Consider the following 17,357-nt stretch of genomic DNA (forward strand, 5'->3'; position numbering starts at 1 on the left):
TCGTTCGAGGCATGATGGTTCCGAAGCAACACTCGAACGACGGTGAGGTGAACGTGACGGACTGGGAGCCACCGTCCTTGCGCGCGCAGAACGAGATCGAACTCTGGCTCGGTGCCGACCTGGCACACCTGCCGATCGTCCGGTCGGTGGTGGCGACGCTCGCCACCCGTGCCGACTTCGACCTGGACTCGATCGCGGACCTGCGGCTGGCCGTGGACGAAGCGTGCTCGACGCTGATCACCCGGGCACTGCCGGGCTCCACCATGCGCTGCCGCTTCGTCGTGGAGGACGACGAACTGCGGTTCCAGGGCACGGTGCTGTCCGACAGCGACAGCGCGCCGAGCACCAAGTCGTTCGGCTGGCGGGTCCTGAGCACGCTCACGGACTCGGTGGACGCGCACGTGAAGTCGAACGGCCAGGGCCACCAGGTGGACATCGAACTCGCCAAGCGACGCATCGCCGTCGACGTCCCAGGGGCAGGCGCGTGACCGGTTCCCGGACGGAGCCGACCAAACCCACCGCGTCGAACGAATACGGTCACCTGGCACCGCTGTTCGACGAGCTGGCGGAACTGTCGGCCGATGACCCCCGCCGCGCCGAGCTGCGCGACGAGCTCGTCACCGGGCACCTGCCGCTGGCCGAGCACATCGCGCAGCGGTTCTCCGGGCGCGGGGTGGCGAAGGAGGACCTGGTCCAGGTCGCCACGGTCGGGTTGATCAACGCGGTGGACCGGTTCGACGCCAGCCGCGGCTCGGACTTCCTGTCCTTCGCCGTGCCCACGGTGATGGGTGAGGTGCGCCGCCACTTCCGGGACACCGGCTGGCTGGTGCGGGTGCCGCGCCGGCTCAAGGAGCTGCACCTGTCGATCTCGGCGGCGAGCACCGAGCTCGCGCAGCGGCTGGGCCGCGCGCCCACGCCGAGCGAGATCGCGAGCCACCTGGGCGTCAGCCAGGACGAGGTGTACGAGGGCCTGGAGGCCGGCAACGCCTACCACTCGATGTCACTGGACGAGGTGCTGTCCGGGGACACCGAGAACCTCGCGCTCGGCGACACGCTGGGCGAGGAGGACGCCGGGCTGGAGGGCGTGGAGAACCACGAGGCGCTGCTGCCGCTGATCCAGGAGCTGCCCGAACGGGAGCGCAAGATCCTCGGCCTGCGGTTCGTGCACAACATGACGCAGACCCAGATCGCGGAGCGGATCGGCGTGTCGCAGATGCACGTGTCCCGCCTGCTCGCCCGCACCCTGCAGCGGCTGCGCGAGGGCCTCACCGAGCCGGACGGAGAGTCCTGACCTGCGGTTTTGCCCACCGCTTCGCAGGGTAACCGGCGATCATGGCAGATCCCGGGTGGCGCGCGCCGATGCTCGCGACGCTGACCCAGCGGCCGTTCTCGCGGGAGAACTGGCTGTTCGAGCGCAAGCTCGACGGGGTCCGGGCCATCTGCTCGCGCGACGGCGGCGCGCCGGTGCTGTGGTCGCGCAACCACAACGACATCAGCGCGGGTTACCCCGAGCTCGGGGAGGCGCTCGCGGAGGCGGGTGCCTCCTCGTTCGTCGCCGACGGTGAGATCGTCGCGTTCGACGGCACCCAGACCAGCTTCGCGCGGCTGCAACAGCGCATCCACCTGACCGAGCGGCGGCGCATCGAGGCCACCGGGGTCGCGGTCTACCTGTACCTGTTCGACCTGCTGGCCTTCGACGGCCACGACATGACCGGGTTGCCGCTGCGGCACCGCAAGCAGTTGCTGCGCAAGGCGTTCGACTGGGGCGGGCCGCTGCGGTACGCCACGCATCGCAACGGCACGGGCGAGGAGTACTTCGCCTACGCGTGCGCGCACGGCTGGGAGGGCGTGATCGCCAAGCGCGCGGACGCGCCGTACCGGTCCGGGCGCACGAACGACTGGCTGAAGTTCAAGTGCGTCAAGGAGCAGGAGTTCGTCGTCGGCGGGTTCAGCGCGCCGGGCGGGGCGCGGACCGGGTTCGGGGCGCTGCTGGTCGGCTACTACGACCGCGGCCGGTTGCGGTACGCGGGCAAGGTCGGCGCGGGCTACACGGAGGCCACGCTGCGTGAGCTGACCGGGACGCTGACCGGGTTGGAGCGCCGCCGGTCGCCGTTCGACGAGCCGGTGCCGGAGCGTGGGCCGCGCTGGGTCGAGCCGTCGGTGGTGGTGCAGGTGCGGTTTTCGGAGTGGACCGGGGACGGGAAGCTGCGGCATCCTCGGTTCACCGGGGTGCGTGACGACAAGCCGGCCGCCGAAGTCGTCCGGGAGGCGTGATGGCGCGAGCGATCTGGAGCGGTGCGATCAACTTCGGCCTGGTCACGGTGCCGGTCGAGCTGTACTCCGCGACCGAGGACCACACCGTGCACTTCCGGCAGTTCGAGCGCGGGACGTCGGACCGGATCCGGTACAAGCGCGTGAACGAGCGGACCGGCGAAGAGGTGGCCTACGAGAACATCGTGAAGGGCTACGACCTCGGCGACGGCGACTACGTGCTGGTCGAGCAGGACGAGCTGGACCAGATCGCGCCCGGCCGGTCGCGGTCGATCGACATCGAGTCGTTCGTGGACCTCGGTGACATCGACCCGCTGTACTTCCAGAAGAGCTATTGGCTGGCGCCGACGAAGGAGGAGTTCGGGCGCGCGTACGGGCTGCTGATGCAGGCCATGGCGGAGACGAACAAGGCCGGCATCGCGCGCTTCGTGATGCGGGGCAAGGAGTACATGGCGGCGGTGCGCGCCGGGGACGGTGTGCTGGTGCTGGACACGCTGCTGTTCGCCGAGGACGTGCGGGACCCGGCGAAGGAGCTGAAGAAGCTGCCGGAGAAGGCGGCGCCGCGAGGGCGCGAACTGGAGATGGCGATCGCGCTGGTGGACTCCATGGCGGACGAGTGGCGGCCGGAGGCGTACCACGACCAGTACACCGAGCGGGTCCTGAAGCTGATCGACGACAAGAAGGCCGGGCGCACGGTGAGCGTCGAGGAGGAGCCCTCGGAGCCGACCAAGGTGGTCGACCTGTTCGAAGCGCTGTCCCGCAGCGTCGAGCGGCGAAAGGGCGGTGCCCCGGCGAAGGGCGGCTCGGGTTCTGGTTCGTCCGGGAAGAAGGCCTCCCGCAAGGCGGCGGAGCCGGACCTGTCGGAGCTGAGCAAGGCGGAGCTGGACCAGTTGGCGCGAGAGCTGGACATCAAGGGCAGGTCGAAACTCAAGCGCGCGGAGCTGGAAAAAGCAGTGCGAGAAGCCCGCTCGGGCGGGTCGCGCAAGCGGGCCTCCTGACGGCCGAAGGATCACCAGCACCGGGCCGACGTCGGGGTGCTGGGTTGTCGCCCCCCGTCTCCGCGCCACCGCGTCACCCCATCCCCGCGTCACCGCCCAGCCGCGTGACCTGCAGCCCTCCGTCACCCATCCCTCGGGGCCCTGCCACCGGCACCCCACAGCCGTCCGCCAGCTGCCTGCTGCCTAACCCAGGCCGCCCGTCCACTCCCACCCACTCATCCGGCTCGGCCGCCGCGCACCACCAGCCCTCCGGCCTCCGCCACCCATCCCCCGGGGCTCACCGCCCGCCGAATGCGGCGCCCCACCCCCGTCCGCCAGCCGCCTACCCCAGACAGCCCCTCCACTCCCACCCTTCATCCGTATCCACCACCGCCCCAGCGCCACCCGCTCCACCGCACTCACCGCCCGCCCACCACCGGCACCCCCACACCCGCCTATCCCAAGCCGTCCGTCCACTCCCACCACCCATCCGGCGCGCCACCGCACCACCGCCAGCCCTCCGCCACCCATCCCCCGGCACTCACCACCCCCGCCCCGCCCGCCCGTCCCCGGCGCGCACAGGCAACCCCGCCCTCCACCGCCCCACCCCACTCCCGCCGAACCACCCACCGAAACCACCGCGCCCCACCTCCGCCGGGGCAATACGATCACCTGCGTGCCGAAGTTCGCCCAGCTCGCGAAGTTCCGCGTGGTGCTGCGCACGGGGCTGGGCTTCGTGGCGCTCGGCGTCGGGTCGAGTGTGTGCGGCGCGGCGGCCGTCGGGCTGTTGCTGTTCCTCCAGGGCATCCCCGCCGACATGGGCGGCCGCAACTGGGTCCTGCTCACCTGCGCCGGCGCCTACGTCCTGCTGTCGGTGCTCGTCGGCTCCGCGTGGACGGCCATCCTGCACCGCCGCACCGCCGTCTGGTTCGCCCAGGGCCGCCGCCCGACACCGCCGGAAGCCCGCCGCGCGCTCCGCCTGCCCCGCGACCTCGCGCTGGTCAGCGGCACCCTGTGGCTCGGCGGCACGATCATCCTCGGCACCCTGACCAGCATCCTCGGCTCGGCGCTCGACGCCCTGGGCGTCACCCTCGCCGTCGGTCTCGGCGGGCTGCTCACCGTCGGTCTGATGTACCTGGTGGCGGAGTGGGTCGCGCGCCCGATCCTGATCCTCGCCCTCGAGGTGAGCCCGCCGCGCAACGCGGTGTCGGTCAGCGTCCTGTCGCGCCTCGCGATCACCTGGGCCGTGGCGAGCGGCGTTCCGCTGCTCGGGGTGCTGATCGTCGCCGCGCCGCCGAACATCGGCAAGGCCGACGAGACCGCGAGCCTGATCATGCTGTCGATCGTCGGGCTCATCTCCGGCGCGCTCGGCACCGCGCTGCTCGCACGAGCGGTCGCCGCGCCGCTGCACCGGTTGCGGATGGCGGTCGGCCTCATCACCCGCGGCCGCAAGGACGTTTCGGTGCGCGTCGACGACGCCAGTGAGATCGGCTCGCTCCAGGTGTCGGTCAACAGCATGGTCACCGGGCTGCGGGAACAGGACCGGCTACGCGACCTGTTCGGCCGGCACGTGGGCATCGACGTCGCCCGGCACGCCCTCGAGCACGGCGCGTCCCTGAGCGGCGACGTGCGTGAGGTGGCGGCGCTGTTCGTCGACGTCGTGGACTCGACCGCCCTGGCCTACCGGCTGCCGCCCGAAGAAATCGTGCGCAAGTTGAACCGGCTGTTCGACCACGTGGTGTCGGCCGTCGACGCACGCGGTGGGCTGGTGAACAAGTTCCAGGGCGACGCGGCGTTGTGCGTCTTCGGCGCGCCGACCCGGTTGTCGGACGCGGCGACCGCCGCCCTGTCCGCGGCGCGCGCCATCCGGGACGCGGTCCGCGAAGAGGGCGAGCTGGACCTGGGCATCGGCGTCGCGTGGGGCCGCGTGTTCGCCGGACAGCTCGGCAGCAGCAGCCGGCTCGAGTACACGGTCATCGGCGACGCGGTGAACGAAGCGGCGCGGCTGACCGAGCACGCGAAACACGTGCCCGGCCGCGTCCTCGCCAGCGACAGCGTGTGGTCGCAGGCCACAGCCAGTGAGCAGGCGCAGTGGTCGCGTCACGAGACGATCCAGCTCCGCGGGCGGGACACCCCCACGAAGACCTGGACGAACTAGGCCTCGCCGCCCGGTTTGACGTCGGGCCAGGTCAGCAGCGTCGAACCCCACGTCAGGCCGGCGCCGAACGCGGTCAGCAGCACCCGGTGACCCGGCTGGAGATCACCGTCGTCGCAGGCGTCGGCCAGCGCGAGCGGGATCGAAGCGGCACTCGTGTTGCCGACGCGCTCGATGTTCGCCACGACCCGGTCGTTCGCCATGCCCAGCTGCCTGGCGGTGGCCTGCAGGATGCGGATGTTGGCCTGGTGACCCACGAACCGGTCCACGTCGGCCACCCCGAGCCCGGACCGGCCCAGCACGGCGCGCGCCGACTCGGCCATGCGCGCGCAGGCGTGCCGGAACACCGCAGTGCCCTGCATCGTGAGGAAGTGGTCGTGCGGGTTGTCCGACTGGCGTTGTTTCGCACCGCCGGCCGGGACGATCAGCAGGTCGGCGTTCTCACCCTCGCTGTGCAGGTCGAACGGCCCCAGAGCGCCTGGTTCGTCGGCGGTTCCGGCCCGCAGCACGACCGCGCCGGCGCCGTCGCCGAAGATCGGCACCGTGGTGCGGTCCGCGGGGTCGCAGTAGCGGCTGAAGGCGTCGGCGCCCACGACGAGCACCTGGCCGGCCATCCCGCCGGCGATCAGGCCCGCACCGGTGGCCAGGGCGTAGATGAAGCCGCTGCAGACGGCGTTGACGTCGAAGGCGGCGACACCGCTGAGCCCCAGCGCCGAGGCGACCTGGGGGGCGCTGGCCGGGCAGAGCTGGTCGGGCGTCGCGGTCGCGAGCACCACCGCGTCGACCGTGTCCGTGCCGGCGCTGCGCAGAGCGTTGCGCCCCGCGGCGACAGCCATGTCCACAGTGGACGTATCGGCGTCGGCGATGCGGCGCTCACGGATACCGGTGCGGGCGCGGATCCATTCGTCAGACGTGTCCAGATTCCGGGCGAGGTCGTCGTTGTCCACCACCCGCGGCGGCAGCCAGGCTCCCAGGCCGGCAAGGACCGCGTGGTGTCCTTCATGCATGCAACACTTGTAGGGGCTACCCCTGGGTAGACCGGTGAGTTGTGTTCCAGGTCACAAAATCGGCCCCCTAAAGGACTACGCGGCCCGGAACTGTCACCGATAGGTTCTAGGGTTCGGCCATGTCGGACACGCTGGGGCCCCGGGCGCTCAACCGCGCGCTGCTCGCCCGCCAACTGCTGCTGCAGCCGGCAGAGGTCACACCACTCGAAGCCGTCCGGCACCTCTGCGGGCTCCAGGCGCAGGCGCCGTTCCCGCCGTATTACGGACTGTGGTCGCGCCTGCGCGGCTTCCGGCCCGAGCAGCTCGGGCAGCTCCTGCTCGACCGGCAGGTGGTCCGGATCGCGTTGATGCGCGGCACGGTGCACCTGGTCGCGGCGGAGGACTGCCTGTGGCTGCGCCCGCTCGTGCAACCGCTGTTCGAGCGTGACCTGCGCACGAATACGGCGTACAAGAAACCGCTTGCCCCGCTTGATCTGGACGCGGTCGCGGAGCGGGCGCGTGCGGTGCTGGCGGAGGAGCCGCACACCCCGTCGGCCTTGGGCAAGCGGCTCGCGGAGGAGTGGCCGGACACGCCGCCGGCGGCGCTCGCCCACGCGGCCCGCGGCCTGCTCCCGCTGGTGCAGGTCCCGCCGCGGGCGGTGTGGGGCCGCAGCGGGCGGACCACGCTGGCCGAGGCGGAGGACTGGCTCGGCCGGCCACTGGATCGGCACGGCTCGCTGGACGATCTCGTGTCGCGGTACCTGGCGGCGTTCGGGCCGGCGAGCGTGGCGGACGTACAGGTGTGGAGCGGGCTGACCCGGCTCGGTGAAGTGGTGGACCGGTTGCGCCCGCGCCTGCGCGTGTTCCGGACCGAGCAGGGCCGGGAGGTGTTCGACCTGCCCGAAGCGCCGCGCCCGGATCCGGCGACGCCCGCCCCGCCGCGGTTCATCGCCGAGTTCGACAACCTGCTGCTGTCCCACGCCGACCGGACCCGCGTGCTGCCCGAGGACGCACGCAAGCGGGTGTTCGGGGTGCCGAACGGGGTGTTCCCGGGGACGATCCTGGTCGACGGGCTGGTGCGGGGCAGCTGGCGGATCACGCGCTCGGGGAAGGCCGCGACGCTGGAGATCGAGCCGTACGAACGAGTCTCCACAAAGGACCGGCAAGCGCTGGAGGACGAGGGGGCGCGACTGCTGCGTTTCGCTGTCGGCGAAGAAGCCGGCGACATCCGCGTCGCACCCCTTGCGTGAGCCGCGTCGCAAGCCCGGTTGTGGTTACGATGCGGTGGTGCCCGCCGCTGACCTGGACAAACTCGACTACGAGATTCTGAGGCGCCTGCAGGACGACTCACGCACGATCGCCGAGACGATCGGCGCTGAGGTCGGTCTGTCGGCCGCCGCGGTGCAGCGTCGTATCAAGCGGTTGCGGCATGCCGGCGTGATCTCCCGCGAGGTCGCGGTGATCGATCCGGCGTCGGTCGGGGTCCACATGACGTTCATCGTGATGGTGGAGATGGAGCGCGAGCGGCTGGAGGTGCTGGAGGCGTTCCGGAAGCAGGTGCTGGCTGATTCCGCTGTGCAACAGTGCTACTACGTTACGGGGTCGGCGGACTTCATCCTTGTCGTGCAGTGCCGGGACATGGGGGAGTTCGAGGCGTTCACGCGCCGGATGTTCTTCGACAACGGCGAGGTGCGGCACTTCACGACGAGTGTCGCGATGGACCGCGTCAAGGTGGGCCTGACCGTTCCCCTGAACGGGGGCTGATCGGCGTGGGCCCGCGTGTTACAGGTTGGAAGGTTTTGCAGCCGATCGCGTGAAAGTCGTCGGCGAGGCATCATTTTCGGCGCCCGCTTACATCTCATCGCTGTCCGACCCGTTCGCGCCGGGAGCGCGAACCAAGACCGCGAGAGGTGGCACGTGAACACCGATACCGTCACCCAGAGCCAGTTCGTGTCACTCAACGGCTCCAGTGCTCCAGTCCTGTCTCGACTGTCGTACGTCGCGAGCGAACCGTTCGCCGTGAACATCGCGTTCCGCACGGAGCGTGGCCGTTGGGTGGAGTGGACCTTCGCCCGCGAGCTGCTCGTGACGGGCCTGCGCGAGCCCTCCGGCATCGGCGACGTGCGTGTCCGCCCCGACCTGTCGACCGACGAGGGAATCCTGATCCTGGAGATCGAGTCCCCCGACGGCTACGCGCTGGTGGAAATCGAGCGCGAGGACGTCGAGCGTTTCCTCGACGCCGCTACGGATCTCGTGCCCCTGGGCACGGAGAGCGACCGCTTCGACGTGGACGCCTTCATCGACGAGATCACGAACGTCTGACGCCCGGCACCGCACCCCCTCGCTGCGGTGCCGGCTTTCAGCCCGCTTGATCCCGGCTGCGGCAGCCCCGCCAGATCGCTCGGCGCCACCCGCACTGACGACGTCACGCCGGCTCCGCCCCTGGCAGCCGCACCCACGGACGGCGTCGCGCCAGCTCGCCCCCTGGCGCCCGCCCCGACGGACGGCGTCAGGCCAGCTCGCCCCCTGGCAGCCGCACCCACCGACGACGTCATGCCCGGCTCGACCCCCGGCCGCCGCCCCCACCGACGACGTCACGCCCGGCTCGACCCCCGGCAGCCGCCCCCAGGGACGGCGTCGCGCCAGCTCGGCCCTTGGTAGCCATCCCGCGGCGGCCACCTCACGGAGGGTGCCACGTCAACTCCGCCCATGCCGGCCACGGCCCACCGCTGGTGTCAGGCCGACTCCACACCTCGCGGCCATCCCCACACGCCGACTGAGCTCCTGGCGACACCCGCACCGACGACGCCATGCCGACCCACCTCCGGCGACCACCCGCAGCGACGGCGCCATGCCAACTCACCTCCCGCGACCACCCGCGCCGAGGGCGTCATGCCAACTCACCTTCGGCGACCACCCGCACCGACGACCTCATGCCGACCCACCTCCGGCGACTACCCGCACCGGCGTGATCCGGACTCGGCTGATCCCGCGGGGCGTTCCAGCTCCACGCCAAAACACCCCACACCAGCACGCGCGGCTTCCGCCCCACCACGGCGGGGCTGGACCTTGTCGGCCCTGAACGCGGCATCTCGAGCGCCACGAGCGCCACTTTCGAGCGCAGGGTGTCGACGCGGGGCGGCTCGAGCGCTCGGCCTCGTGCCGTTCGGCAACGTCTCGTCGAGACCCGACAGCATCACGTCGGCAGCTTCTCGCCGATTCCTCCCGGGCCCGTGCAGCGCTGCCAGCCGACTCGTCAGCGCCCCAGCGGCCCGAAGGACCTCGGCGACCGGTCCTGTTCCTCGTCGAAGTCACCGCGCAGATCGGGCTGGTTCCAGGTCCAGACCTCGAACAGCTGCTGGATCTGCTCATCGATCGCCCGGCCGAGCGGCTTGTTCTCCTTGCCTGTCTCCTCGACGGGCTCATTGCGCGCCTCGCCGTTCCCCGAAGGCGAGTTGCGAGTAGGAGACACCTTCTTCTGCGCCGGCGGAGATGTCTTCGACAGCTGCGGGGGTGCACTCGGCTGCATCGTCGCCGGCGGCACCTGAGGAACGGGACTCGTGCTCGGCGGCGGTTGCACCGGCTCCACAGGACCCGCGCTCGGCACGACCCCAACCGCCACTGCCGGGGCGGTGTCGGAGTCATGGCCGGAACCGAAGGCGCCACCCGCGAACCAACCGATACCCACGAGGACGACCGCCGCAGCAGCGACCAGCACATTGCGCCGGACCCGGCGGAGCAAGCGCCGCTCGTCACCCGCCCCAGGCCGGCAAGCCACCGGAGCGAGCGCGACGTTGAGCTGCCCGGACACCGACGCGAACTCGCCGAGGATCGGCTCGTGGTCTTCGTACGGCTCGACGGGTTTGGGCGCGCTGGCCGCGACGATTCCCGTGCGGTCCGCCAGTTGCACGCTCCGCACGAGGTCATCCGACCTGTCACGCAGGATCGTGCGCGCCATCAACACCCTCCATCGGCACGGCGTGGACCTTCCCCAATGCCTTGCCGCTCGCCAGGCGTCACTCGACCACCCCACAGAGCCAGCTACGGCTCGGCAAAAACTACCAGCGCGATGAGTGGGTCGATGCCGAGAGACTCTCACTTTCCCCGATCACGGAAAAAGATAACTCCATCGGGTGATGATCAAGTACACAATCCTGCGGACCGTAGTCAATGGTCCCCTCCCGCCGCTCCACGTCTTGTTACCTTCTGACCTTTCACGCCCTCGCCGCGCTGGTTTCCCACCCCCATGCCGCGATCGCGACCCGGTTACGCAGGTCCAGCTTCCGCTGGATGCTCCTCAGGTGCGTTTTCACCGTTCCGACCGTGATTCCCAGGGACTGCGCGATCTCCACGTTCGTCTTCGCCTCGGAGACGAGATGCACGATCTCCCATTCCCGTCCGGACAGCACCCCTGGCCGCCGGCTACCGGCATCCGGTCGGCCCATCTGCCGGAAGAGCCGGAGGGTCATCTCGGGGCTGATCAGCATGTCGCCCGAAACCGCGGCGCGAACACCTTCCACCAGCAGTCCGGGCCCTGATCTCTTGAGCAGGAACCCGCAGGCACCGTTCCGGATCGCGGCGCACGCGTACTCGTCGAGTTCGAACGTCGTGATCACTATGACTCGCAACGGATTCGCCACGTCCGGGCCGGCAAGTTCCCGCGTCACCGACAACCCGTCTCGCCCCGGCATCCGAACGTCAACCAAGAGGACGTCGGGCCTCAACTCTCGTGCCCGCTTCACCGCCGACTCCCCATCGGCTGCCTCACCGATCACCTCGAGATCGTCTTCGGCCTCCAGGATGTGGCGCAGGTTGCGGCGAACCACCTCCTGATCATCTGCAACGAGCACTCTGATCGCGGTCACGAGACCACCGGCAGCACCGCATGCACCGCCCAGCCAGCCTGCCCCATAGGTCCTGCCCAGGAGGTTCCGCCCAATGCGATGGCCCGTTCGGCCAATCCCTGCAGTCCGGATCCTCCGCCGCGGGCCCGCTTGAGCAACCCCTGCCGTCGCACGCCGTCGTTGACCACCCGAACGATCACGTGCGCACCGTTGCGCCGCACCGCCACGGACACCTGACGCGCCGCCGGCGCATGCCTTCGGACATTCGTAAGCGCTTCCAACACGATCCGGTGCACGGTTCTCGTGATCTCTGGGCGCACATCCCTTACCTGGTCGTCCAGGTCCAGCTCCACGCGCACCGACCCGAACGCCTCGAACCGGTTCACCAGAGCAGGGATGTCGCTCACCGTCGCCGACCGCTCCCACTCGAGCATCCCGGCCGTCCGATCGTCGGCGCGCAACCAGCACAAAGCCCTGTCGACCGAGTCGAGGACACGGACGCCGGCTTCTTCGATGCGCTCCAACGCACGGCGCACTTCACCTGGTTCCCGGTCATTGATCCGCGCGGCCTGAGCCTCCAGTACCAGCCCGGTCACCTCGTGGCCGAGCCAGTCATGCAGGTCACTCGCGAGCCGCAGGCGTTGCTCGCGGCGTGCTGCGTGAATCGACTCCTCCCGCACTTCGTCGAGGGACCGCAAGTAGAGACCGACCGCGATGGCGCAAGCCGCCAGCAATCCGCACGCGACGCACCACTCGCCTGCTGACGCCACCCCGGGAGACGCTCGAGGGCCGCTCGCGAGCCTCAACGGCGCCAGAACGATCGCACTCGTCACCGTTCCGGCTGACAGCAGCGTCCCCGGCCCCCTCGTCCGGCGGACCGCCTGGACGAGGACGCACAGCAGGAGTGCGCACTCCATCAGCAACCACGAGCTGAGACTCTGGTTGGCCGGCTCGCCGCTTCCGAACGTCGCCAGGAGTGAACTGCCGGCCGCGACAACCGCGACAGCGACCGTGCCCCTGGGCTGCCCAGCACGACGCAGCGCGATCCCCAGCGCAGCAAGGAGAACCACCAGGGTCGAGGTGGTCGCGAGGACCGTGCCCACGGGCATCGCCGCGAGCGCCACACATACAGCACCGAGAACCGGGACAGGCCAACCCAGTTCGAGCTTCATCCGTCGACTGGTTCCGGGCGTGGTGTTCATGTCCGATCTCCTCGCTCGGCGATGTGGTGGTGATTCGAGAATGCACGAATCGGTCCAGGCGCACCATCTACCGAAAGACAGATATTTGCGAGACGCGCCGACAGAATCAATCGATCGGGTTAGAACACAGATTCGATATTCGTGTACTGTCGAAGACACCGCGGACGGCGCCCACAGCCGGATCTGCTGCAGTACAAGGAAAATCGATGACAAGGAGCGCTCATGGAGCACACCGTGCCCGCGCCGCGGATCTACACGTCGCGCTTGCGCGAGATGACCGGTGGTCGATTCACGACAATGCCAGGTGGTTCGCCCGCGAAACGCTCGATCTCGACGAGCACGTGCTGTCCCGTGCACCCCTGGGACAGTTGCGACGAGGGCAGGTCCGCGGTCAGCACGTTGGGGTTGCCGTGGACGCACATGGTTCCGTGCGGATCGAACCAGGCGCCAGTCGGCAGCTGTACCACGCCAGGACGAAGATCGGTGGTGAGAACCGCTCCGGCCAGGCAAGCGCCGCGGTCGTTGAAGATCCGGACGACGTCGCCCTCGTTGATGCCCCGAGGCCCGGCGTCCTCGGGGTGCAGGCGGACAGCCTCCCGGCCCGCGACCTTCGCCGCCTGGCTGACAGCACCACCGTCGAGCTGGCCGTGCAGGCGTGCGTGGGGCTGATTGGCGATGAGCAGCAACGGGAATCGGCTCGCTCGCTCGCCGCCGAGCCACTCGACGGGCTCCAGCCAAGCGGGGTGTCCCGGACAGTCGTCGTAGCCGAACGAGGCCACTCGCTTGGAGACGATCTCGATCCTGCCGCTCGGGGTCGGGAGGCGATGCGCGACGGGGTCGGCGCGGAAGTCAGCCCAGAGCGTCCGGTGGATTTCCGTGTTCGGCAAGCGGTACTGCCCGGTCTCCCAGAATTCCGGAAAGGATGGTACGGAGATGCCTTTCCCGGCCAGGTGCTGTCGCCACGAGTCATAAAGATGCTCGAGCCACTCCCATGCGGTGCGCCCCTCGGTGAACCTGTCCTCGATGCCCAGCCGGGCAGCCAGCCCGGCGAAGATCGCGTAGTCGTCCCGGGACTGCGCACGAGGCTCAGCGATCCGATGCATCGCGATGAGGTGGGTGTCGCGGCGGCCGGAACCGAAGTCCTCACGCTCCAACGCCGTGGTGGTGGGCAGGACGATGTCCGCGTGCCGTGCAGTGGCGGTCCAGAAGGGCTCGTGCACGACGACGGTGTCCGGCCGCGCGAAGGCCCTCCGTAGCCGGTTGAGGTCCTGGTGATGGTGAAACGGGTTGCCACCGGCCCAGTACACGAGGCGGATGTCCGGGTAGGTGCGTTCCGCACCGTCGTACTGGTAGCGGCTACCGGGCCGGAGGAGCATGTCCGCGATCCGGGCTACCGGAATGTACTGCCTCACAGGGTTGATTCCCTGCGACAGGTAGGGCACCCGGAAGTCCGGGCCGATGTCACCGCTGTCACCCATGGATCCGTACCCGTGGCCGAATCCACCACCGGGTAGTCCGATCTGGCCGAGCATGGCGGCCAGCGCGATGGCCGCCCAGACGGGCTGCTCGCCGTGCTCGATGCGCTGGAGGCTCCAGGTGACGGTGATGAAGGTTCGGCGTGCGGCCATGCGTCGAGCGAGAGCGACGATGTCCGCGGCCGGGATGTCGGTCAGAGCACTGGCCCAGGCGGCATCCTTGGCGATTCCGTCGTCGAGACCGAGGAGGTAGCGCTCGAACTCGTCGTAACCGGCGCAGTAGCGGTCCAGGAATCGTCGGTCGTGCAGGCCCTCGACCACAAGGGTGTGCGCGAGCGCGAGCATGAATGCGGTGTCGGTCGCGGGGCGGATGGGATACCACCGCGCATCGAGTCGCGCCGGCAGGTCGGCGCGCAGCGGACTGATCAGGGCGACCTCGACGTCCCGGTCAGCGAGCTGGGCGAGGAAGCCCGGGGTGTGGTGCCGGGTGACTCCGCCGGGCGTGACGAAGACGTTCTTCTCGGGCACACCGCCGAAAGCCACGAGGAGTTCGGTGTTCGCCACGATCGTCGGCCAGCTCGAACCATTGCGCAGGACGTCGGTGGCAGTGCCGACGATGTGCGGGAGCACCACCGTGCTGGTGCCGTTGCTGTACGTGTTGCGAGAGGAGGTGAAACCGCCGAAAGCATTGAGAAACCGGTGCAACTGGCTCTGGGCGTGATGGAACCGGCCGGCGCTCGCCCAGCCGTAGGAGCCGCCGTAGATCGCCTCGTTGCCGTGCTCGGATCGCACCCGGAGGAGTTCCGCCGAGAGCAGATCAAGCGCTTCGTCCCAGCCGACTTCGACGAACTCCTCGTGACCGCGCTTCGGATCCGGGCCAGGCCCGCGTTCGAGCCACCCTCGTCGGATCGCCGGCGCCGCGATCCGGGTGGGGTCGGTCAAGGCGCTGGGCAGATTGCCGAGCAGAGGCGACGGCGCCGGGTCCTCGGGGTGTGCGGAGACCTGGAGGTGTCCGTTCTCGTCGAGTCCGGCTGAGAAGGCTCCCCAGTGCGAGGTGCTCGGCCGCAGGCGCATACGTCTACAACTACCAGGAAGGATGGTGATCGATGGTGCTGTGAGACGGTGACGTCCGTTGGCGGCGGGCAACCAGGCAGGCTGCTCACGGTGGTCGCGATCGTCGTGCGTGGGTGCAGCCTGGCGTGACATCGACGACCGGTGATCACGGGTGGCGGTACGCGCTGCTCAGGCCGGCTCCGTTGCGCGAAGCAGCCGGCCCGAGCAGCATGACGATGCTCTGCCTACGGGTTCGGCCCCGTTGCCGCGGGACGGTCGGGCTGGTTCGACCACTGCGACCACGAACCGGGGTAGAGGGCCGCGTCGATCCCGACGATGGCCAGCGCTGCGATCTCGTGCGCCGCGGTCACACCGGAACCGCAGTACACCCCGACCGGGCCTGCGGTGACGCCGAGCTCGCGGAAGCGGGACGCGAGTTCGGCCGCCGGTTGGAACCGGCCGTCGGCGGTGAGGTTGTCGCCGGTCGGTGCGCTGACGGCGCCGGGAATGTGCCCAGCGCGCGGGTCGACGGGTTCCTGCTCGCCGCGGTAGCGCTCGCCGGCCCTGGCGTCGAGCAGCGTGCCCTCGCTCGGCAGCGCCGCGGCCTCGTCGATGGAAAGAACGGGCAGGTGACCGGGCTTGAGCACGATGTCACCCGGCTCCGGTGCGCGGCCGAAACCGGTCTCCAGCGGCCGGTCGCCCCACGCGGCGAGTCCGCCGTCGAGGAGCCGGACGTCCGTGACGCCCGCCCAGCGGAGCAGCCACCAGGCGCGCGCGGCGGCAAGGTTGCCGCTGTTGTCGTAGGCGACGACGGAGGAGCCGTCGCGGATGCCCCATCGGCGTGCCGCCGCCTGGAGGGCTTCGACGTCCGGTAGCGGGTGGCGTCCCTCGGCGGGAGACGGCGGTGTGGCCAGCTCGGTGTCGAGGTCCACGTAAACCGCCCCCGGCAGGTGGCCGTCGAGGTAGTGGCGGTGTCCGTTCGGATCGCCCAGTGCCCACCGGACATCCAGCAGGACAGGTGGGGTGGACGATTCGAGCTGCCGGTGCAGTTCGTCGGCGCTGATGAGAACCGGCGGCCGGGGCACGTCGATTTCGGACGGGTCCGCCGAGCCCGGCGCCTCACCACGTGCGGCGGCGAGCGCGAGACGACGCTGCACCGCGGCGTTGAGCGGGGCCGGAACGCCGTGCAACCGTCCGAGCAGGACGATTTCGCCGTTGAGGAAATCGCCCTCCACCGATCCAGCGCCGCGCGCCAGGCTCTGCCTGGTTGAGCTGCCGGCGCGCGGACGTCCTGGGATCTCGGCGGGGTCTGCGGCCGAAGTGTCTAGTTCGGACGCTTCGCGCAGATTGACCGGATCGATGCCTGCCGCGGCCAGCACTCGGCGCCCCTCGGCGCGGAGCTCCCGGCCGAGCGATGCCGTGCGTTCGTCGTGACCGAAGAGTGCGTCGACGGCGTTGCCGAGGTTGGCTAGGAGTTTGCCTGCCTTCCAGCGCAGCAGGTCCGGCACGAGCTGGACGCCGAAGCCGGCGGTGCGCAGGTCGGCGGCGATGGTGTCCAGGCGCGGGTCGGCACCGGACGGGAACTGGCCGAGCCACAGGATGCCCGGCAGTTCGGCGCCCTGGGCGCTGACCTCGCCCGGTTCCAGGTAGGTCGCCGGCATCCACAGCGACGCCCCGAACACCGTGGCGAAGCGGCGCAACGCCGCTCGTTCGTTCTCCAGGCCGTTCTGCAGCATCAGCACCGGCAGATCGGCGGCCAGGCCGGTGCCGGCCGGGCGCCACGACCACTCCTGGAGGGCTTCCTCGGTGTTCTGGGTCTTGGTGGCCACGACCAGGACGTCATCCGGAGCGAGTTCGACCTCCTCGGCGTTGCCGGCGACCGGCACGCGGACGAGCTGCTCGCCCGTGGGGCGGAAGTACCGCAGCCCGCGCTCGCGGATGTTGGCGCCGTGCTCGCCGCGCGCGATGAGCACGGCCGGAATGCCGGCGAGGTGGAGCTGAGCGGCGACGGTCGAGCCGACCGCGCCCGCTCCGATGATGACGTAGCGCATGGGCCCATGGTGCCGGACGAGCGTTTGGGAGGTGCCTGTGCTGGGTGGGGTGACGGTACTGGGGGACGGGATGGGGCTGGCGGAAAGGGAGGTCAGTCGCCGGGAGGAGAGTGCTGGACCGAGGGGCTGGTGTTCGTCGGAGGGACGGGGCCGGGCGGAGGGGCCCGTGTCAGCTGGCGGGGACTGTGCTGGGCACGGGGCCCGTGTCTGCTGGCGGGACTGTGCTGGGCACCGGGCCCGTGTTTGCCGGAGGGATTGTGCGGGCGCGGCGGCCGAGGCCGGATACGGCTGCGGCTGGCGGAGCGGACGGCGAGGCCGACAACCTGGTGCTCTGGGTGTCGAC

Annotated in this window: 14 protein-coding genes; 8 read left to right on the forward strand and 6 right to left on the reverse strand. The window is 70.1% G+C overall.

Translation table 11 applies throughout. The features are described 5' to 3' along the window. Positions 1-53 precede the first annotated feature (53 nt). The 5 genes from IE290_RS17515 (at position 54) to IE290_RS17535 (ending at position 5,406) form a co-directional block, all read left to right on the forward strand. Complete coding sequence (locus tag IE290_RS17515) at positions 54-488, forward strand: ATP-binding protein (protein ID WP_229874551.1); 435 nt, start codon at positions 54-56, stop codon at positions 486-488. Then, positions 485-1,291 (forward strand): SigB/SigF/SigG family RNA polymerase sigma factor, encoded by an 807-nt coding sequence (locus tag IE290_RS17520; RefSeq protein ID WP_191245632.1) that lies wholly within the window; start codon positions 485-487, stop codon positions 1,289-1,291. Before IE290_RS17515 ends, IE290_RS17520 begins: the two co-directional genes overlap by 4 nt. A gap of 41 nt (positions 1,292-1,332) precedes the next feature. After that, positions 1,333-2,274 (forward strand): non-homologous end-joining DNA ligase, encoded by a 942-nt coding sequence (gene ligD / locus IE290_RS17525; protein WP_191245633.1) that lies wholly within the window; start codon positions 1,333-1,335, stop codon positions 2,272-2,274. Continuing rightward, entirely contained in the window at positions 2,274-3,269 is a 996-nt protein-coding gene (gene ku, locus IE290_RS17530) for a non-homologous end joining protein Ku (RefSeq protein ID WP_191245635.1), read from the forward strand. Before ligD ends, ku begins: the two co-directional genes overlap by 1 nt. 655 nt (positions 3,270-3,924) lie before the next feature. Further along, positions 3,925-5,406, forward strand: coding sequence for an adenylate/guanylate cyclase domain-containing protein (locus IE290_RS17535; RefSeq protein ID WP_191245637.1), 1,482 nt, complete (start codon positions 3,925-3,927; stop codon positions 5,404-5,406). Here the strand turns inward: IE290_RS17535 and IE290_RS17540 are convergent. After that, positions 5,403-6,410 carry a beta-ketoacyl-ACP synthase III gene (locus tag IE290_RS17540; RefSeq protein WP_191245639.1) on the reverse strand — a complete coding sequence of 336 codons (1,008 nt, stop codon included), beginning with the start codon at positions 6,408-6,410 and terminating at the stop codon, positions 5,403-5,405. The genes IE290_RS17535 and IE290_RS17540 overlap by 4 nt on opposite strands. Before the next feature lie 119 nt (positions 6,411-6,529). Between IE290_RS17540 and IE290_RS17545 the strand changes: the two genes are divergently transcribed. The 3 genes from IE290_RS17545 to IE290_RS17555 all read left to right on the forward strand — a co-directional run bounded on the left by IE290_RS17545 (position 6,530) and on the right by IE290_RS17555 (position 8,711). Further along, entirely contained in the window at positions 6,530-7,639 is a 1,110-nt protein-coding gene (locus tag IE290_RS17545) for a winged helix DNA-binding domain-containing protein (RefSeq protein WP_191245640.1), read from the forward strand. A 37-nt stretch (positions 7,640-7,676) separates the two neighbouring features. After that, complete coding sequence (locus IE290_RS17550; RefSeq protein ID WP_191245641.1) at positions 7,677-8,153, forward strand: Lrp/AsnC family transcriptional regulator; 477 nt, start codon at positions 7,677-7,679, stop codon at positions 8,151-8,153. Between the two features lie 153 nt (positions 8,154-8,306). After that, positions 8,307-8,711: an SsgA family sporulation/cell division regulator gene (locus IE290_RS17555; protein ID WP_191245643.1), complete on the forward strand. Its 405-nt coding sequence runs from the start codon at positions 8,307-8,309 to the stop codon at positions 8,709-8,711. A 934-nt stretch (positions 8,712-9,645) separates the two neighbouring features. On the opposite strand, the gene IE290_RS17560 is transcribed toward IE290_RS17555, so the two are convergent. The 5 genes from IE290_RS17560 to IE290_RS38415 form a co-directional block, all read right to left on the reverse strand. Next, a complete protein-coding gene (locus IE290_RS17560; protein ID WP_191245645.1) occupies positions 9,646-10,347 on the reverse strand; it encodes a hypothetical protein in 702 nt (233 codons plus the stop codon). Between the two features lie 256 nt (positions 10,348-10,603). After that, complete coding sequence (locus IE290_RS17565) at positions 10,604-11,254, reverse strand: response regulator (protein ID WP_191245646.1); 651 nt, start codon at positions 11,252-11,254, stop codon at positions 10,604-10,606. Next, positions 11,251-12,435 carry a sensor histidine kinase gene (locus IE290_RS17570; protein WP_191245648.1) on the reverse strand — a complete coding sequence of 395 codons (1,185 nt, stop codon included), beginning with the start codon at positions 12,433-12,435 and terminating at the stop codon, positions 11,251-11,253. The genes IE290_RS17565 and IE290_RS17570 overlap by 4 nt, the downstream gene beginning before the upstream one ends. A 251-nt stretch (positions 12,436-12,686) precedes the next feature. Continuing rightward, complete coding sequence (locus tag IE290_RS17575; RefSeq protein ID WP_191245650.1) at positions 12,687-14,984, reverse strand: molybdopterin-dependent oxidoreductase; 2,298 nt, start codon at positions 14,982-14,984, stop codon at positions 12,687-12,689. 224 nt (positions 14,985-15,208) lie between these two features. Then, the gene (locus tag IE290_RS38415) at positions 15,209-17,014 is read right to left on the reverse strand and encodes a rhodanese-like domain-containing protein (RefSeq protein WP_191245651.1); all 1,806 of its coding nucleotides are present in this window, start codon (positions 17,012-17,014) and stop codon (positions 15,209-15,211) included. Positions 17,015-17,357 lie beyond the last annotated feature (343 nt).

The organism is Amycolatopsis deserti (assembly GCF_014653945.1).
Lineage (GTDB): Bacteria > Actinomycetota > Actinomycetes > Mycobacteriales > Pseudonocardiaceae > Amycolatopsis_E > Amycolatopsis_E deserti.

Bases quoted from the DNA above. Each gene is read 5' to 3' on its own strand.
- IE290_RS17575 (WP_191245650.1), bottom strand. From the start codon at position 14,984: ATGCGCCTGCGGCCGAGCACCTCGCACTGGGGAGCCTTCTCAGCCGGA.
- IE290_RS17560 (WP_191245645.1), bottom strand. From the start codon at position 10,347: ATGGCGCGCACGATCCTGCGTGACAGGTCGGATGACCTCGTGCGGAGC.
- IE290_RS17570 (WP_191245648.1), bottom strand. From the start codon at position 12,435: ATGAACACCACGCCCGGAACCAGTCGACGGATGAAGCTCGAACTGGGT.
- ku (WP_191245635.1), top strand. From the start codon at position 2,274: ATGGCGCGAGCGATCTGGAGCGGTGCGATCAACTTCGGCCTGGTCACG.
- IE290_RS17540 (WP_191245639.1), bottom strand. From the start codon at position 6,410: ATGCATGAAGGACACCACGCGGTCCTTGCCGGCCTGGGAGCCTGGCTG.
- ligD (WP_191245633.1), top strand. From the start codon at position 1,333: ATGGCAGATCCCGGGTGGCGCGCGCCGATGCTCGCGACGCTGACCCAG.
- IE290_RS17545 (WP_191245640.1), top strand. From the start codon at position 6,530: ATGTCGGACACGCTGGGGCCCCGGGCGCTCAACCGCGCGCTGCTCGCC.
- IE290_RS38415 (WP_191245651.1), bottom strand. From the start codon at position 17,014: ATGCGCTACGTCATCATCGGAGCGGGCGCGGTCGGCTCGACCGTCGCC.